Source organism: Candidatus Mycolicibacterium alkanivorans, assembly GCF_022760805.1.
Classification (GTDB): Bacteria; Actinomycetota; Actinomycetes; order Mycobacteriales; family Mycobacteriaceae; genus Mycobacterium; species Mycobacterium alkanivorans.
This window is the reverse complement of sequence record NZ_JAIVFL010000001.1, coordinates 3,198,953-3,211,895: the sequence shown is the minus strand read 5'-3', so window position 1 is coordinate 3,211,895 and position 12,943 is coordinate 3,198,953. Positions and strand designations below refer to the sequence as shown.

16 protein-coding genes and 4 pseudogenes are annotated in these 12,943 nt (G+C 68.1%); 12 read left to right on the top strand and 8 right to left on the bottom strand.

Annotated elements, in window-relative coordinates; all coding sequences use genetic code 11:
* The first annotated feature begins 26 nt into the window (after nucleotides 1–26).
* The 5 genes from K9U37_RS15730 (at nucleotide 27) to K9U37_RS15710 (ending at nucleotide 4,270) form a co-directional block, all read left to right on the top strand.
* Nucleotides 27–1,382 carry a protoporphyrinogen oxidase gene (locus K9U37_RS15730; protein ID WP_243072471.1) on the top strand — a complete coding sequence of 452 codons (1,356 nt, stop codon included), beginning with the start codon at nucleotides 27–29 and terminating at the stop codon, nucleotides 1,380–1,382.
* Nucleotides 1,383–1,410: 28 nt separating this feature from the next.
* Complete coding sequence (gene hemQ / locus K9U37_RS15725) at nucleotides 1,411–2,115, top strand: hydrogen peroxide-dependent heme synthase (protein WP_243072470.1); 705 nt, start codon at nucleotides 1,411–1,413, stop codon at nucleotides 2,113–2,115.
* 410 nt (nucleotides 2,116–2,525) lie between these two features.
* Nucleotides 2,526–3,029 carry a nitroreductase family deazaflavin-dependent oxidoreductase gene (locus K9U37_RS15720; protein WP_243072469.1) on the top strand — a complete coding sequence of 168 codons (504 nt, stop codon included), beginning with the start codon at nucleotides 2,526–2,528 and terminating at the stop codon, nucleotides 3,027–3,029.
* A gap of 144 nt (nucleotides 3,030–3,173) precedes the next feature.
* Nucleotides 3,174–3,701, top strand: a complete 528-nt coding sequence (locus tag K9U37_RS15715; protein WP_243072468.1) for a hypothetical protein — start codon at nucleotides 3,174–3,176, stop codon at nucleotides 3,699–3,701.
* Nucleotides 3,698–4,270, top strand: a complete 573-nt coding sequence (locus tag K9U37_RS15710; protein WP_243072467.1) for a GGDEF domain-containing protein — start codon at nucleotides 3,698–3,700, stop codon at nucleotides 4,268–4,270. Before K9U37_RS15715 ends, K9U37_RS15710 begins: the two co-directional genes overlap by 4 nt.
* Nucleotides 4,271–4,315: 45 nt before the next feature.
* Here the strand turns inward: K9U37_RS15710 and K9U37_RS15705 are convergent.
* Both K9U37_RS15705 and K9U37_RS15700 read right to left on the bottom strand, forming a co-directional pair.
* Nucleotides 4,316–4,741 (bottom strand): annotated as a pseudogene (locus K9U37_RS15705) (transposase family protein); the annotation flags it as partial.
* Nucleotides 4,742–4,830: 89 nt separating this feature from the next.
* A pseudogene (locus K9U37_RS15700) lies at nucleotides 4,831–5,102 on the bottom strand (DUF4235 domain-containing protein).
* 103 nt (nucleotides 5,103–5,205) lie between these two features.
* Here K9U37_RS15700 and K9U37_RS15695 point away from each other — a divergent pair.
* Nucleotides 5,206–5,706 carry a DUF6328 family protein gene (locus K9U37_RS15695; protein WP_243072466.1) on the top strand — a complete coding sequence of 167 codons (501 nt, stop codon included), beginning with the start codon at nucleotides 5,206–5,208 and terminating at the stop codon, nucleotides 5,704–5,706.
* 26 nt (nucleotides 5,707–5,732) lie between these two features.
* Here the strand turns inward: K9U37_RS15695 and K9U37_RS15690 are convergent, their stop codons facing one another.
* Genes K9U37_RS15690 through K9U37_RS15680 form a run of 3 tightly spaced genes read right to left on the bottom strand, consistent with a single transcriptional unit; the run spans nucleotide 5,733 to nucleotide 7,556 of the window.
* On the bottom strand, nucleotides 5,733–6,482 hold the full coding sequence (locus K9U37_RS15690; protein WP_243072465.1) for a pyrimidine reductase family protein: 750 nt from the start codon (nucleotides 6,480–6,482) through the stop codon (nucleotides 5,733–5,735).
* Nucleotides 6,479–6,919, bottom strand: a complete 441-nt coding sequence (locus K9U37_RS15685) for a flavin reductase family protein (RefSeq protein WP_243073407.1) — start codon at nucleotides 6,917–6,919, stop codon at nucleotides 6,479–6,481. The genes K9U37_RS15690 and K9U37_RS15685 overlap by 4 nt, the downstream gene beginning before the upstream one ends.
* Nucleotides 6,920–6,977: 58 nt before the next feature.
* A complete protein-coding gene (locus K9U37_RS15680) occupies nucleotides 6,978–7,556 on the bottom strand; it encodes a hemerythrin domain-containing protein (RefSeq protein ID WP_243072464.1) in 579 nt (192 codons plus the stop codon).
* 154 nt (nucleotides 7,557–7,710) lie between these two features.
* Here K9U37_RS15680 and K9U37_RS15675 point away from each other — a divergent pair.
* The 6 genes and pseudogenes from K9U37_RS15675 to K9U37_RS20235 all read left to right on the top strand — a co-directional run bounded on the left by K9U37_RS15675 (nucleotide 7,711) and on the right by K9U37_RS20235 (nucleotide 9,660).
* Nucleotides 7,711–8,303: pseudogene (locus K9U37_RS15675) on the top strand (MDR/zinc-dependent alcohol dehydrogenase-like family protein).
* Nucleotides 8,304–8,374: 71 nt separating this feature from the next.
* Nucleotides 8,375–8,497 (top strand): annotated as a pseudogene (locus K9U37_RS15670) (DNA topoisomerase IB); the annotation flags it as partial.
* Between the two features lie 76 nt (nucleotides 8,498–8,573).
* A complete protein-coding gene (locus K9U37_RS15665; RefSeq protein WP_243072463.1) occupies nucleotides 8,574–8,831 on the top strand; it encodes a DUF7218 family protein in 258 nt (85 codons plus the stop codon).
* A 14-nt stretch (nucleotides 8,832–8,845) separates the two neighbouring features.
* Nucleotides 8,846–9,214: a hypothetical protein gene (locus K9U37_RS15660; RefSeq protein WP_243072462.1), complete on the top strand. Its 369-nt coding sequence runs from the start codon at nucleotides 8,846–8,848 to the stop codon at nucleotides 9,212–9,214.
* A 36-nt stretch (nucleotides 9,215–9,250) separates the two neighbouring features.
* Nucleotides 9,251–9,499 carry an EAL domain-containing protein gene (locus tag K9U37_RS20240; RefSeq protein WP_308197432.1) on the top strand — a complete coding sequence of 83 codons (249 nt, stop codon included), beginning with the start codon at nucleotides 9,251–9,253 and terminating at the stop codon, nucleotides 9,497–9,499.
* Complete coding sequence (locus K9U37_RS20235) at nucleotides 9,460–9,660, top strand: EAL domain-containing protein (protein ID WP_308197393.1); 201 nt, start codon at nucleotides 9,460–9,462, stop codon at nucleotides 9,658–9,660. Before K9U37_RS20240 ends, K9U37_RS20235 begins: the two co-directional genes overlap by 40 nt.
* Here K9U37_RS20235 and msrB read toward each other — a convergent pair.
* The 3 genes from msrB to K9U37_RS15640 are packed head-to-tail and all read right to left on the bottom strand — an operon-like array spanning nucleotide 9,623 to nucleotide 12,920.
* Nucleotides 9,623–10,030 (bottom strand): peptide-methionine (R)-S-oxide reductase MsrB, encoded by a 408-nt coding sequence (gene msrB, locus K9U37_RS15650; protein WP_243073406.1) that lies wholly within the window; start codon nucleotides 10,028–10,030, stop codon nucleotides 9,623–9,625. The genes K9U37_RS20235 and msrB overlap by 38 nt on opposite strands.
* Before the next feature lie 5 nt (nucleotides 10,031–10,035).
* Nucleotides 10,036–11,331, bottom strand: coding sequence for an arabinofuranan 3-O-arabinosyltransferase (aftC, locus tag K9U37_RS15645; RefSeq protein ID WP_243072461.1), 1,296 nt, complete (start codon nucleotides 11,329–11,331; stop codon nucleotides 10,036–10,038).
* 20 nt (nucleotides 11,332–11,351) lie between these two features.
* The gene (locus K9U37_RS15640) at nucleotides 11,352–12,920 is read right to left on the bottom strand and encodes an alpha/beta fold hydrolase (RefSeq protein WP_243072460.1); all 1,569 of its coding nucleotides are present in this window, start codon (nucleotides 12,918–12,920) and stop codon (nucleotides 11,352–11,354) included.
* Between the last annotated feature and the right edge of the window lie 23 nt (nucleotides 12,921–12,943).

Genomic DNA, 12,943 nt, shown 5'->3' with positions numbered 1-12,943 from the left:
GAGGGCAGGAGGGGAGTGGCCGGGGAATGAACCGAGCGTATTGCATTGTCGGAGGCGGTATTTCGGGTCTAGTGGCCGCCTACCGGATCCGCCTGGCCGTCGGGGACGACGCCACCATCACCGTTTTCGACCCGGCCGACCGGCTCGGCGGCATCCTGCGCACTGAGCGGCTCGGCGGTCAGCCGATCGACATCGGCGCCGAGGCGTTCGTGGTGCGCAGACCCGAGATGCCGGCGCTGCTAGCCGAGCTCGGCCTGACGGGCCGGCAGATCAGCACCACCGGCGTGCGCCCGACGATCTACAGCCAGGGACGGATCCATCCGCTGCCGCCGGACACCGTCAACGGCATCCCCACGTCGGCGGCGTCGGTGACCGGCTTGGTCGACGCCGCGACGATCGCCGAGATGACGGCCGAGCCCCGCCGCCGGTTGCAGTGGCAGCCCGGTGCGGATCCGGCGGTCGGGGCGGTGGTCGCCGACCGGTTCGGCGAGCAGGTGGTGGCCCGCTCGGTCGATCCGATGCTGTCTGGCGTGTACGCCGGGTCGGCGGCGACGATCGGCATCCGTTCGGCGGCGCCGACGGTGGCCGCCGCGCTCGATGCGGGCGCGACCAGCCTGACTGACGCGGCGCGGCGGGCGTTGCCCACCAGCTCCAGGGGTCCGGTGTTCGGGGCCATCGAGGGCGGCTACGAAGTGCTGCTGGGCGAGCTGGTACGACGCAGCCGGCTGCTGTGGGTACAAACCGCGATCGAGCACATCGCCGCCGACGGTGCCGGTTGGGTGTTGCGTGACGACGAAGGCTCGCACCGGCGCGCCGACGCGGTCGTCGTGGCGGTTCCGGCACCGCGGCTGGGCGGGCTCATCGGTGACGTCGCGCCGCGGGCCGCCGCGGCGGCCGCGCGGATACCGGTGGCCTCGGCCGCCGTGCTGGCGATGGCACTGCCCGGCGGCACTCCGTTGCCGCCGCGGTCCGGCGTGCTGGTCGCCAGCGGCGAACGCCTGCACACCAAGGCGATCACCCTGTCCACCCGCAAGTGGGGGGCGCGCGGCGACGCCGAGCTGTTGCGGATGTCGTTCGGGCGCTTCGGCGATGACCTGGCTCACGTCACCTCCGACGCCCAGCTGCAGTCCTGGGCGGTGACCGACCTGGAGACGGTGTTCGGCATCCGGGCCGACCCGGTCGACGTTCTGGTGCACCGCTGGCTGGACGCGATGCCGCAGTACGGCCCCGGCCACGGCGAGGTGGCCGCGGAGTTTCGGGCCGGGCTGCCGCCGGGTCTGGCGATCGCCGGCAACTACATCGACGGCATCGGGGTTCCCGCCTGCGCGGCCGGGGCGGACCGTGCGGCGGCCGCTGTGGTGGCGGCCACCGCACGCCGGTAGCGCTAGGTGCCATGGCACCATAGGTGCCATGGCACGACTTGACTACGACGAGCTCAACGCGACCATCCGCTACGTCATGTTCTCGGCGTTCGCAGTCGAGCAGGGCGTTCTCGGGTACGACGAGGAGGCGCGCGCCGCCGTCGTCGGCGAGACCGCTACCTTTCTCAAACAACAGGAGGACAACGGCGTCGTGGTGCGCGGCATCTACGACGTGGCCGGGATGCGCGCCGACGCCGACTTCATGTTCTGGACCCACGCCGAACGGGTGGAGTCGCTGCAGGCCCTCTACAGCGACTTCCGCCGCACCACCACGCTGGGCCGGGCCGTCTCGCCGGTGTGGAGCGCCGTCGCGCTGCACCGGCCGGCGGAGTTCAACAAGAGCCATGTCCCGGCGTTCCTGGCCGGTGAGGAGCCGGGCAACTACGTCTGCGTCTACCCCTTCGTGCGCTCGCTGGACTGGTATCTGCTGCCCGACGACGAGCGCCGCAAGATGCTGGCCGACCACGGCATGGCCGCGCGCGGCTACAAGGATGTGCGGGCCAACACGGTGCCGGCCTTCGCCCTGGGTGACTACGAGTGGATCCTGGCGTTCGAGGCCCCCGAGCTGTACCGCATCGTCGACCTGATGCGCGACCTGCGGGCCACCGAGGCGCGCCGGCACGTCCGCGAGGAGATCCCGTTCTTCACCGGCCCGCGCGTCGGCGTGGAGGAACTCGTCGCCAGGCTGCCCTAACTAACCTGCGCGGGCCAGTCCGGAAAATCGCAGAATCGGGTCGTAGCCCGCCTACCTCAGCCACCATGGGCGAGGTGGCACGGCGGACGCCGGCCCGACACGTCTTGTACACGCCTCCCGTCACCGCAGCCTTCGGGCACGTCAACGCAGGAAGCAACCAGGACACCCGTGACGCTCTCGGAGCTTGCTCAAGCCGCGTGCGATGAAAGTCGCAAACATGGTCCTACCCGACCTCCTTCGACGGGTGCTGCAGGCGCCGAACACCAGCAGCATCGAAGGAGGCCCGCCGTCAATCGCGGAGCCACGCGGTGAGCACTTTCGATGCGCAGAACTGGCAGTTTCAGTGAGCGCGATCACCGTCTGGGGAAGCAAAGTCGGGGCTTCGCTTTGGGTATGGGACCATCCAAGGAATGACCATCCCCTGGCGTTATCCCGCCGACCCACTGCGGCGGTGGCTATTCCGCCTGCCCGTCGCGGCGTATCGCCTCGGCATGGGGCGACTCATGGGCGGATGGCCGATCACCCCGGAGGTGCGGATGGGTATCTTGCTCATGACAACCGTCGGCCGAACGAGCCGGAGGCCGCGAACCACCGCACTTGAGTACCGAGAACGAGGGGGCCGGTTCTTTCTGGTGTCGGCCTGGGGTCGGCGCGCTGATTGGTTCAAAAACATCGAGCACGACCCGCATGTGCGTGTCCAGGCCGGCAAGCATCGGGTCTTGTGCCGGGCGCGGGCGCTGACGTCCGCAGCGGATCGCGACGAGGCGTTCGACGTGTGGCTGTGTTCCAACCCCAGGGCTGCCGCTCGCTTCTTCCGCCTGATCGGGTTGCACCTTCCGGAGTCGGCGGACGAACAACGCCAGCTCTTCGAGCAATTCGTGGCGGTCGTCCTCGAACCGGAATGGAGCGCCTAACTGACTCGTCGGGCTTACTGCAGGTAAAGCGCCCATTTTCCCCCGCCGGGCGGTTGCGAATCGCGACCCTCTCAGCGACAAGCGGCTAAAATATTTGTACCGCCAATTTCTGACCGCTCCGTCCGGCGGGGAGGGAGCTCTGAATTGCCGAGGGCTGCCTCGGTAGCCGGCGCCGTCGTTGCCTTCTTCGTTGCGTTCGGCGGGTGGGTCGTGGGAGGCACGCGCGGCACCACGGTGGCAGCGGTTTCCGACATCGTGCTACTTGCCTTGACAGTGCCGGTCATCGCGCTCACCGGGCTGGCAGCCCGATCCGAGCGGGGCCGAATACGCCTGGCGTGGCTGGCTCTGACCGTCGGCTTGTTCTGCTGGGCAGTGGGCCAAGCCATCTGGGCGTTCTACGAGCTGATCTTGCACAAGAACCCGTTCCCGTCGCCGGCCGATGCCGCCTATCTGGTGTTCCCGGTCGCGGCGTGTGTGGGTCTGCTGGTGCTGCCGGGCAAGGACGCCGGCCCGTTCCGGGCTCGCTCGTTCCTCGACGGACTGATCGTGGCGGCATCGTTGTTCCTGGTCGGCCGGGTGATGGTACTGGGCCCCCCTACAGCGCAGGCGACACCGACCGGGTCGCCTTCGTCGTCGCCCTCGCCTACCCGCTGTCCGACGTCGTCGTCTTGACGACGGCCGCGGTGGCCCTGGTGCGATCGAGCGCCGGTGACCGCCAGCCGCTGACTCTGGTGACGATCGGTGTGGCGTGTATCGCGTTGTCCGACAGCCTGTTTGCATACCTGTCCGCGAAAGACGCATACCACAGCGGCGGGGCGCCCGACATCGGCTGGGCGGCGGGCCTGCTGTTCATCGCGGGCGGCGCGATGGCGAGCCGGCGGCCCGGCCGCGATATTCCTGGAGTGCCCGAGCTGCCGAGTTGGGCCTCCGTCTGGCTGCCGTACGTACCGTGGCTGCTGGCCGCAATCACCGCAGCGGCCAATCCCCGCGAGTTGCTGCGCTATCCGCTGGTGCAGTTGGTGGCGGCGGTGGCCGAGCAGGCGCGGCGGGATCCGCTGACCGGTCTGGCCAACCGGGCCCGCTTCACGGAGCGGCTGGACCACGCGATGGAACAGCTTGAGCGCGAAGGTGTTTCGGTCGGTGTGATCTCGATGGATCTCAACGACTTCAAGTTGGTCAACGACAATCTCGGCCATCACGTGGGCGACGAACTGCTGTCCGCGTCGCCAGCCGGCTGCTGACCGCCGTTCGATCCGGTGACACCGATGCCCGGCCCGGCGGTGACGAATTCTGCCTGCTGGTCTCAGGCGGCGCTGACGCCGCACACACACCGCGGTTTTCGAGCAGGCCACCGCCAACCAAGCCACGTGTCGTCGAAGGCCAAGGTGTGCCCGGCGTGATGACGCGCCCACGGCACCGCCACCACCGTCGGCCCATGGGCAGGGCAGTTCACCCGCGGCGCGGCGGCCTCCAAAACCACCTGCACCGTGCCCCAATCCAGGCCGCGCCACCGGCGCCGGTCCTCACCGCGGTCATGCCAGGGAGCCCTGCGGCCACAACGCCGTGAGACGCCGCTGCGTGGCCGTACCCGCGCCACCACCAAGTGCGGCGACCTCAGCGTCCTGGCCTTCGAATTCCTCGAACTCGATGTCTTCGATCACAGTGCGCTTGTCGACACCCAGCAGCGCACGCCATAGCCTCACATTGCGCACGTCGTTGCCCGCTCCTTTGGTTACTGACCCTTGACAAGCCAGAAACCCTATCGGCATCAACGCCGAAGCGATCCGTCCCGTCGCGACGGCTACGTGGGCGGAAGCTCGTGGGTGACAGCCTGGTAGCCGCGCGCCCCGGCGCGCTGCAACCCGGCCCGCACGAGCCCCATGATCAGCCCTTGGATTGCCGCCGCGGTCATCACGGATTTCGTGGAGTAGGGTCCTTCGGGTCCGGCGGCTCAGGGTCGTTCTCACCGATCCGCATCCAGACCTGGCCGAAGACCTGGCCGGCCAGCAAGCCGCCGCCGACGCCGGTGGCGACGGAAAGCGGCGTGTACAACGATCTCGCGAGTCTGCTCATGCTGCCTCCATGCACACGATTACCCCCGCGTGGAGGTGAGATATCCAGGCGTGCACGAGCCAAATGCGGTGCGTCGTAGTGCGGCGGGTGCGAGGATCGTTGGATGGATGTAGATCATCCGGAAGACGACCAGCACTGGGATCGGCACCAACGCCGAGAGACCGAAACCGAACGGCTGGACCGGAATTGGGCCAGCCTGCTGCAGGAGCTGCGCGTCGTGCAGACCGGCGTGCAGTTGCTGACCGGCTTTTTGCTCACGCTGCCGTTCCAGCAGCGCTTCAGCCTTCTCAGCGACACCATGCAGATGGTGTATCTGGCGACGGTGAGCGCTTCGGTGCTGTCCACCGCACTCTTGATCGCGCCGGTCGGAATGCACCGGTTGCTGTTCCGCCGCCACCGGTTGGCGACGCTGGTGTCGGCGGCCCACCGATGCGCGTACACGGGCCTGGCGCTGCTGGGAGTCGCCGTCACGGGTATGACCGTCATCATCTTCTACGCGGTCGCCGGTCTGACTCCGGCGCTCGTCGCCGGTGCCTGCGCGCTGCTGCTGTTCGTCGGGTTCTGGTTCGTCCTACCCATCGGTCTGCGGGCGGGCGAGCGGTGATCCCAGACGCCTGGTTTCGGCCCCGCTTACAGCGGCGAGGTGCTGGCGCCGATTGGCGGCGAAACCCTGCCCGGCTGAGCGTATTTGAGGTACACGTAACCGCCGGCGTCGACCAGGACATGGGCCAGGGTCATGCCGGTGGGTGCGGCGAGCCCGGTGGAGGAGGGCCGTCCGAGAGGTTGGTTTCCGGCCAGTGTGGGAGACAGGGTGACGCACAGTTCGTCGACCAGCCCGGCGACCACCAGTTCGTCGAGCAGCGTCGGGCCGCCCTCGCACAGCACACGCCTCATCCCGCGGGAACGGAGCTCCGCGACGGCCTGCGCGACGTCCACCGCCTCATCACCGGAAATGAGCACCTCGCAACGCTTCTCGGCACTGGAGCGCGCAGCCTGCGCGCTGGTGACGAGGATCGGCGGGGTCGACGTTCCGAACATCGTGTCGGGTAACCGTCCCGACTGAGAGACCACCGCGAGAGGCGGAGGCTGCGGGCTCATGCCCAGCTCCACGCGTTGTGCCCGATGGTCCCCCCGCAGCGTCACCGGACCGTAGTGCTCGGTCCGCGCGGTGCCTGCGCCGACCAGAACGACATCGGCGTAGGCGCGAAGGGCCAGCAGCAGCTGGTGATCCGCCGGGCATGACAGCGGCCCGGCCCGTCCGTGGAAGCCCGCGGCGCCGTCCGCGCTGAAGATCATGTTCGCCCGCAGACCGACCGGCGCCGGCCGGTACCCACAGTCCTCGACGGCGGTCCCCGCCGGAAGGGTGCGCAGTTCGGTCATGCTTCGTGGCCGGGCTCCAGGTCACGGACATCGGAGAAGGTGATGAGCTCACCGAGGTCATCAGGTGCGCGGCCGGCCACCGGTTCGACGAGGTGACCGACATGGTCACCGGCATCGAAGCGACGGATGATCTTGCCGACGAACCAGGCCGGTGCCGCGTCGAGGATCGGCACGCCCGCGGGTCCTCGATGCCAGGCGCACTGGGCGAACTTGTCGACGGTGTCGCCGGTCTGCCCACCGAAGAGTTCGGCGATCGGCAGTTCGGCGCGAGGGAGCAGGTGGACGGCCAGGTGGTCGGCTTCCGTTGCGACGGTGAAGGTGTGGTTCTTGCGGGACAACCCGACCAGGAACCGGGGCGGGTGGATGCTGGTCTGGGACGTGAATCCGACCAGGCACCCGGCCAGCCGCTCGGGGGCCGAGGTGGTGACGACGAACATGGGGTAGTCGAGCAGCGAGACGAGGCTGTTGAAGGCAGCCCCGCCGTCGCCGTCGTGCTCACTTGCGGTCAGAGGAGAACACCCCACTCAGCGCGTCGCGCGCCCGATCCAGCACGGACGCGAACGGGCCCGCGGCGAAGTTGGCCACGCCCGACTCGACGCCCGGGTGCGGATGCGTCGGGGCGATCCGCTCGGCGACCTCCACCGCGTCGGCCGACTTGGCCAGCTCGTCGCCGCTGACCGCGGCTTCCAGGGCGGTGAACTCGAGCTCCTCTTCGTGCGCGGCATGCTCCAGCACGGCCGCCTGCAGATGGATGAGCGCCTTGCTGAACTCGGCGCTGTCGATCGGCAACTTCTCGATGTCGCGCAGCAGGACCTTGGCGCCGTGTTCCTCGGCTAGCCGGGCGTCGATGATCTCCTCGCCTCCGTCGACCTTGCGCCGCACACGCGGGTGCACCACCATCTCCTCGGCCGTCTCGTGCACAGCCAACATCGTGCGCAGCCGGGTGAATGCGTCCTGCCGCGTCGCGGCGTCGGCGGCGTCCAGAGTTTCGATGAACAGCGACTTGATCGTCTCGTGCTGGGTCTTGAGGCAGTCGACGACGTCGCGGGCTGACGAGATGGTCGGGGCAGTCACATGAACCTCCCTGTTGCAATGAGTTTTTGCGATGAGCGCAGCCACGGCGGTGGGGCGCGCGTTACTTCGGCAATACCCGTCGCCACCACGACGAAACCTCGCGGGCCAGCGCCCGTGCGTTTGAACTGGGCGCCCGCGGGTATCGGGTGCTGTCATGAAGGCAGTCACCTGGCACGGCAGGCGCGATGTGCGCGTCGACACCGTGGACGATCCCAAGATCGAGAACCGACCGATGCGATCATCGAGGTGACCTCGACCAACATCTGCGGGTCGGACCTTCACCTGTACGAAGTGCTCGGCGCGTTCATGCACGAAGGCGACATCCTCGCGGTCGGCATGGAGGCGCACGGCTCTCCGGTTGCGCAGGCCGCGCAGACGGCCATGGCGTTCCTTCCCGACGCGATCGCCAAACCGTTCATGCAGGCCGGGGTGGACCGCCTCGACGCGCTGTACTCGGCGATCCCCTGTGTGCGCCGCGGCGGCACGCTGTCGCTGATCGGTGTGTACGGCGGAATGGCCGGCCCGATGCCGATGCTGACGCTGTTCGACACGCATCTCCAGGTCAGGATGGGGCAGGCCAATGTCAAGAAATGGGTCGACGACATCATGCCGTTGCTGACCGATTCCGACCCGCTGGGCGTGGATTTCTTCGCGACCCACGTGCTGCCGCTGGACGAGGCGCCGCATGGCTACGAGATCTTCCAGAAGAAGCAGGACGGCGCCGTGAAGGTCATTCTGCAGCCCTGAGTCGGTATCGAGGGGTACGGCGCGATACGGCTGACGCGGAGCAAGTTGGACATACCCGGATTCGTCCGCAAAAGCAGGGTCTGACGATCGCGTCCGCCACCCGGCGAGCGGCCAAGACGAAGAAGCCCGACGAGGCACAGGCCATCCTGGAGAAGGCCACCCGGATGCTCATTCGCCGGATGGCGCGCAGCTGAGTGCGACGTGGGCGTTTGGTTGCCGATTGTGGTGGAAACCCATTCGGAGCCGATCAATGTAGGAGGTCAGGTATCCATGCCGAACTCATCGATCAAGAACGAGAAGATGTACGAGCATCTTCGCCGCGAAGGAAACTCCAAGGAGAAGGCGGCGCGCATCTCCAACGCCGCCGCGGCGCGCGGGAAGTCCTCGGTCGGCCGCAAGGGCGGCCAGTCGGGCTCCTATGACGACTGGACCGTCGACGACCTGAAGCAGCGCGCCAAAGAATTGGGCATGTCCGGGTATTCGAAGTTGACCAAGGACAAGCTCATCTCGAAACTGCGCAACCACTGACGCGAGGAGTTCCCATGTCGGTGACAGCTTTTCAGGATCTGCCGCTGGCCGACCGCGACAGAGAGTGGGACGGCGCCGCCGCGGAGAAACGGGTGCGCCGGTGGGCCGACGCCACCGAGGAACCGAACCAGAAATACCGGGATGCGCACGTCTGGTACGACAGCGCCAAGAAGGACAACTTCACCAGCTACAAGCTGCTGATCGCCGATGTCATCGACGGACAGTTGCGCGCCGTTCCCCGAGGGGTCATGGCCGCCGGCGCCGTCATGCAGGGCTCCCGCGGTGGTGTCGACCTGCCGGATGACGACATCGATCGGGTGAAAAGCCACCTCGCCAAGTACTACGCGAAGATGGGCGACAGTCCGCCGTGGGACAAGGACTGAGCGCTCAGCTACGTTCGCTGCGCGCCTCGGCGCCCGATTCCTCGGCGTCGAGGTCGTCGTCCCCGCTGGCCCCCCAGCACGGTCCTGCAGGACTCGCGGCGGACCGGCATTCGCGTCGCCATCGACGACTTCGGCAGCGGCTATTCGGCGTTGTCCTACCTGCATGACCCGCCGATCGACGAGGTGAAACTGGACCGCACACCTTCATCGAGCCCATCCCGGTCGACAAGCGGGCCGACGCCGTGGTGCGCGCCGTGGTGGGCCTGTGCCATGCGCTGGGCCTGACCACCGTCGTCGAGGGCATCGAGGACGCCGAGACTGCCACACGGGTGCGCGAGTACGGATGCGACGTGGGGCAGGGCTTGTACTTCAGCCCACCGGTCAACTCCGAGCAGCTGCTCGAGCTGCTCAGGCGTCCGGTACCAGTTTCAGGGAAATCGAGTTGATGCAGTAGCGCTGATCGGTCGGGGTGGGGTAGCCCTCACCGCTGAACACGTGGCCCAGGTGACTGTGGCAGTTGGCGCACAGCACCTCGACCCGGCGCATGCCCACGGAGTCGTCGGGGCGCAGGATCACCGCATCGGAGTGAGACGGGTCGAAGAATGACGGCCAGCCGCAGTGCGACTCGAATTTCTCTGTGCTGCGGAACAATTCGGCGCCGCAGGCCCGGCACTGGTAGACGCCCTCGGCCTTGGTGTCGGTGTACTCGCCGGTGAACGGACGTTCGGTGCCGGCCTGGCGCAGTACGTGGTACTCCTGCGGCGAGAGCCGCTTTCGCCACTCGTCGTCGGTGAGTTCCAGCTTCGGGGCGGGAATCGAACTCATGCCTCCACGCTACCGCGCGGGGGCATGAGTTCGAGTTCGCCCATCCACGCCGGATCGATGCCGTCGTCGAGCCGGCCCCCGGCCTTGGCGTCGGAATAGCGGAAGTACAGCACCGTGAAGACCACGACCAGCATCAGCGACCAGCCGTAGGTGATCTTCATGTACTCCAGGAACCGCCCGGTGGTCGGCCAGCGCCACATCAGCCAGCGGTCCATCGTCAGGAAGCCGTAGGTGGCCAGCCACGCCGGCCAGTTGCGGATCACCGAGTTGGGCAGCACCACCGTCATCAGGAACGGGAAGAGCATCATCGAGTAGTAGCCCTGCGCCAGCGAGAGCACCAGCCACGACGAGATCAGCAGCACGCCTGAGGATGTCAGCATCCAGAACAGCGGGTCGCGCTGGTAGTAGTAGCGGTACAGCAGCCACAGGCTGGCCACCGCGAGCGCCAGGAACAGCACCCGCAGCGCCAGGATCAGCCACATCGGCAGGCCGTAGTAGACGCCGTTGCCCAGCACCGAGCTGTTGAAGTAGTCGCGGGTGGAGAAGATGTAGGGCAGCGTGCGCCGCACGAAGTCCATCGGGTCGGCCACCAGCGGCCACGCCGCGACATTGAATGCCAAGGGCACCAGGAACGCCGTCACCAGGGCGCGCCACTGCCGGTTGAGCAGCGGCAGCAGCAGCAACACCGCGAGCACGGGTTTGACCACCAGGGACAGCCCGATCGCCGCACCGGCCCACCACTGGTGGGACACCCGCCCGTCGAGCAGCCACCGGAAGAACAGGACCTCGGCGAGCAGGATGCAGCCGTTGATGTTGGTGAACACCAGCGTGTTGGTCACCGACTCGGTGCAGAACATCGCCAGCAGCAGGGCAGGCAGGGCCACCGAGGTCAGTGAGAACTTGAACAGCCGGACCAACAGACAGGCGGCGACGATCATCGCCACCGTGTTGAAGAACACGAACCAGTTGTGCGAGGCGAACACCGGCACGTACCCGAACGGGGCCATCAGCAGCGTGCCGCCCGGCGGGTAGAGGTAGTGCGGGTCGACGTGGTCGAAGTGTTCGTTGTAGATGTCCACGCCGCGACGGAAGTTCGACACCGCGCGGAACACCGGGCCGAAGTCGTCGGTGATGGAGCCGTTGGAGGACAGCACGTAGCTGCGATGGATGATCGACATGATCGCGAAAGGCCACAGGGCCGAGCGTAAAACCGTCGCCGCGCTGGCCGGTCCGGTTCGGGGACGAAACGCCTTCAGAACATATTCCGCTACCGCCACGACCGCACCGTACACCGGCCGGATACGTCAGCGGATCAGGCGGGGCAGTAGGTGTCGGTGGGCGGCATCTTGCCGCTGTCGAGGTAGCTGATCATCGGCGGCAGCGTGCACGCCGAATAGATGCTGGCGCCGTGTCCGATGCCGTGCCACATCACCCGCTTGCTGGCCGCTCCGGCGTTGATGACGGTGGCCGCCGACGCGGGCACGCCCTGGCCGCCGGCGATCGGGTCGCTCTGCACGCCCATCAACAACACGTTGACCTTCAGGTTCTTCGGATCCTTGGGTGCCGCGCCGCTGGGCCAGTTCAGGCACTTCACCAGGTTCAGCGCCCCGACCGTGCCGAACTGCGGGTAGAGCTTGCCCCAGGCGACCACCAGTTCGCGCACCCGGTCGGGCGTCGGGCGGTTCAGGGCGTCGCTGCAGGAGTTGACGAACTGGCCGTCGCTGTCGCGCATCGCCTCGGCCCGGTTGATCAGGTTGTTCAGCGGGTTCGTGTCGCCGTTGCGGGCCGCGGCCAGGACGTTGGCCAGGCTGACCGTGCTGCCGATCCGGTCGCCGCTGGGGTAGCCCAGCGCGGTGACGATGGCGTTGGCCAGCACCGCCAGCGAGAGGCCACCGGGTCCATTGCCGGCCCGTGCCGCCGCGAGCAGCGAGTCGACGGCCCCCTTGGGATCGGGGCCGAGGGCGCAGTTGACCGCGACGCACTGCGCAGCGAACGCGTCGAGCGCGACCTGCTGGCCCTTGACCTGTTCTTCGGCCGCCGCTTCGGCGCTGACACCGGGCGGGACGGGGGAGTCGAGCACCAGCCGGGCCACCTTGTCCGGGTGCGAGCCGGCATACGCCAGGGCGATCTGGGCGCCGTTGCCCACGCCGACCAGGGCGAGCGCCGGCACATCCCAGGTGCTGCGCAGCCGCTCGATGTCCTCGGCGGCGCGGGCGTTGTCGTAGGCCGAGTCGCCGGGGGCGATCGTGTCGGTGCACCCCGTGGTCGCGGTCATGGTGATCGCGCCGAGGTTGGCCACCGGGTCGTCCCCGGACTCGAACTGGGCCTGGTCGCGCATCTCCTGGCGGTCGAAGGCGTCGCGGCAGTCCACCGGGCTCGACATCCCGATGCCGCGGCGGTCCACCGAGACGATCGGGTGGCTCTTGAGCACGTCGGCTCCCGACCGCGACAGCCACACCGGCAGTTGCAGCGAGGACGGGACGTCGGTGCCGGTGGTGAACACCAGCGGCCCGGCGTCGGGCGGGGTCTGCACCGAGCGGGCCCGCACCACGCCGATGCTGATCGTGCCGGTGGCACCGGCGATCGGGTCGAGGTCGGCGTCGTAGTTGGCGCACTCCAGGATGACTCCGGGCGCGGCGGGCGCGCCGGCGTTGCCGAACACCTTCGACGTGCAGTCCTTCCACGCCAGGTCGTTCTTGGGGACGGCGATGTCCGGCGCGCCGCCGGCCGGCTTGGCGGTAGCCGGGGCGCCGCCGGGGTTGTGCGCCGAATCGCTGGCGAAGTGGGGGTTTGCCGCCAGCCACGGGGCACACCCGGTCAGCGAGGCGGTCAGCGCCGCGGTTGCGACGCTGACCGCGGACAACACCCGGCGATCGCGCATGCCCACCACAGTAGCGACACGTT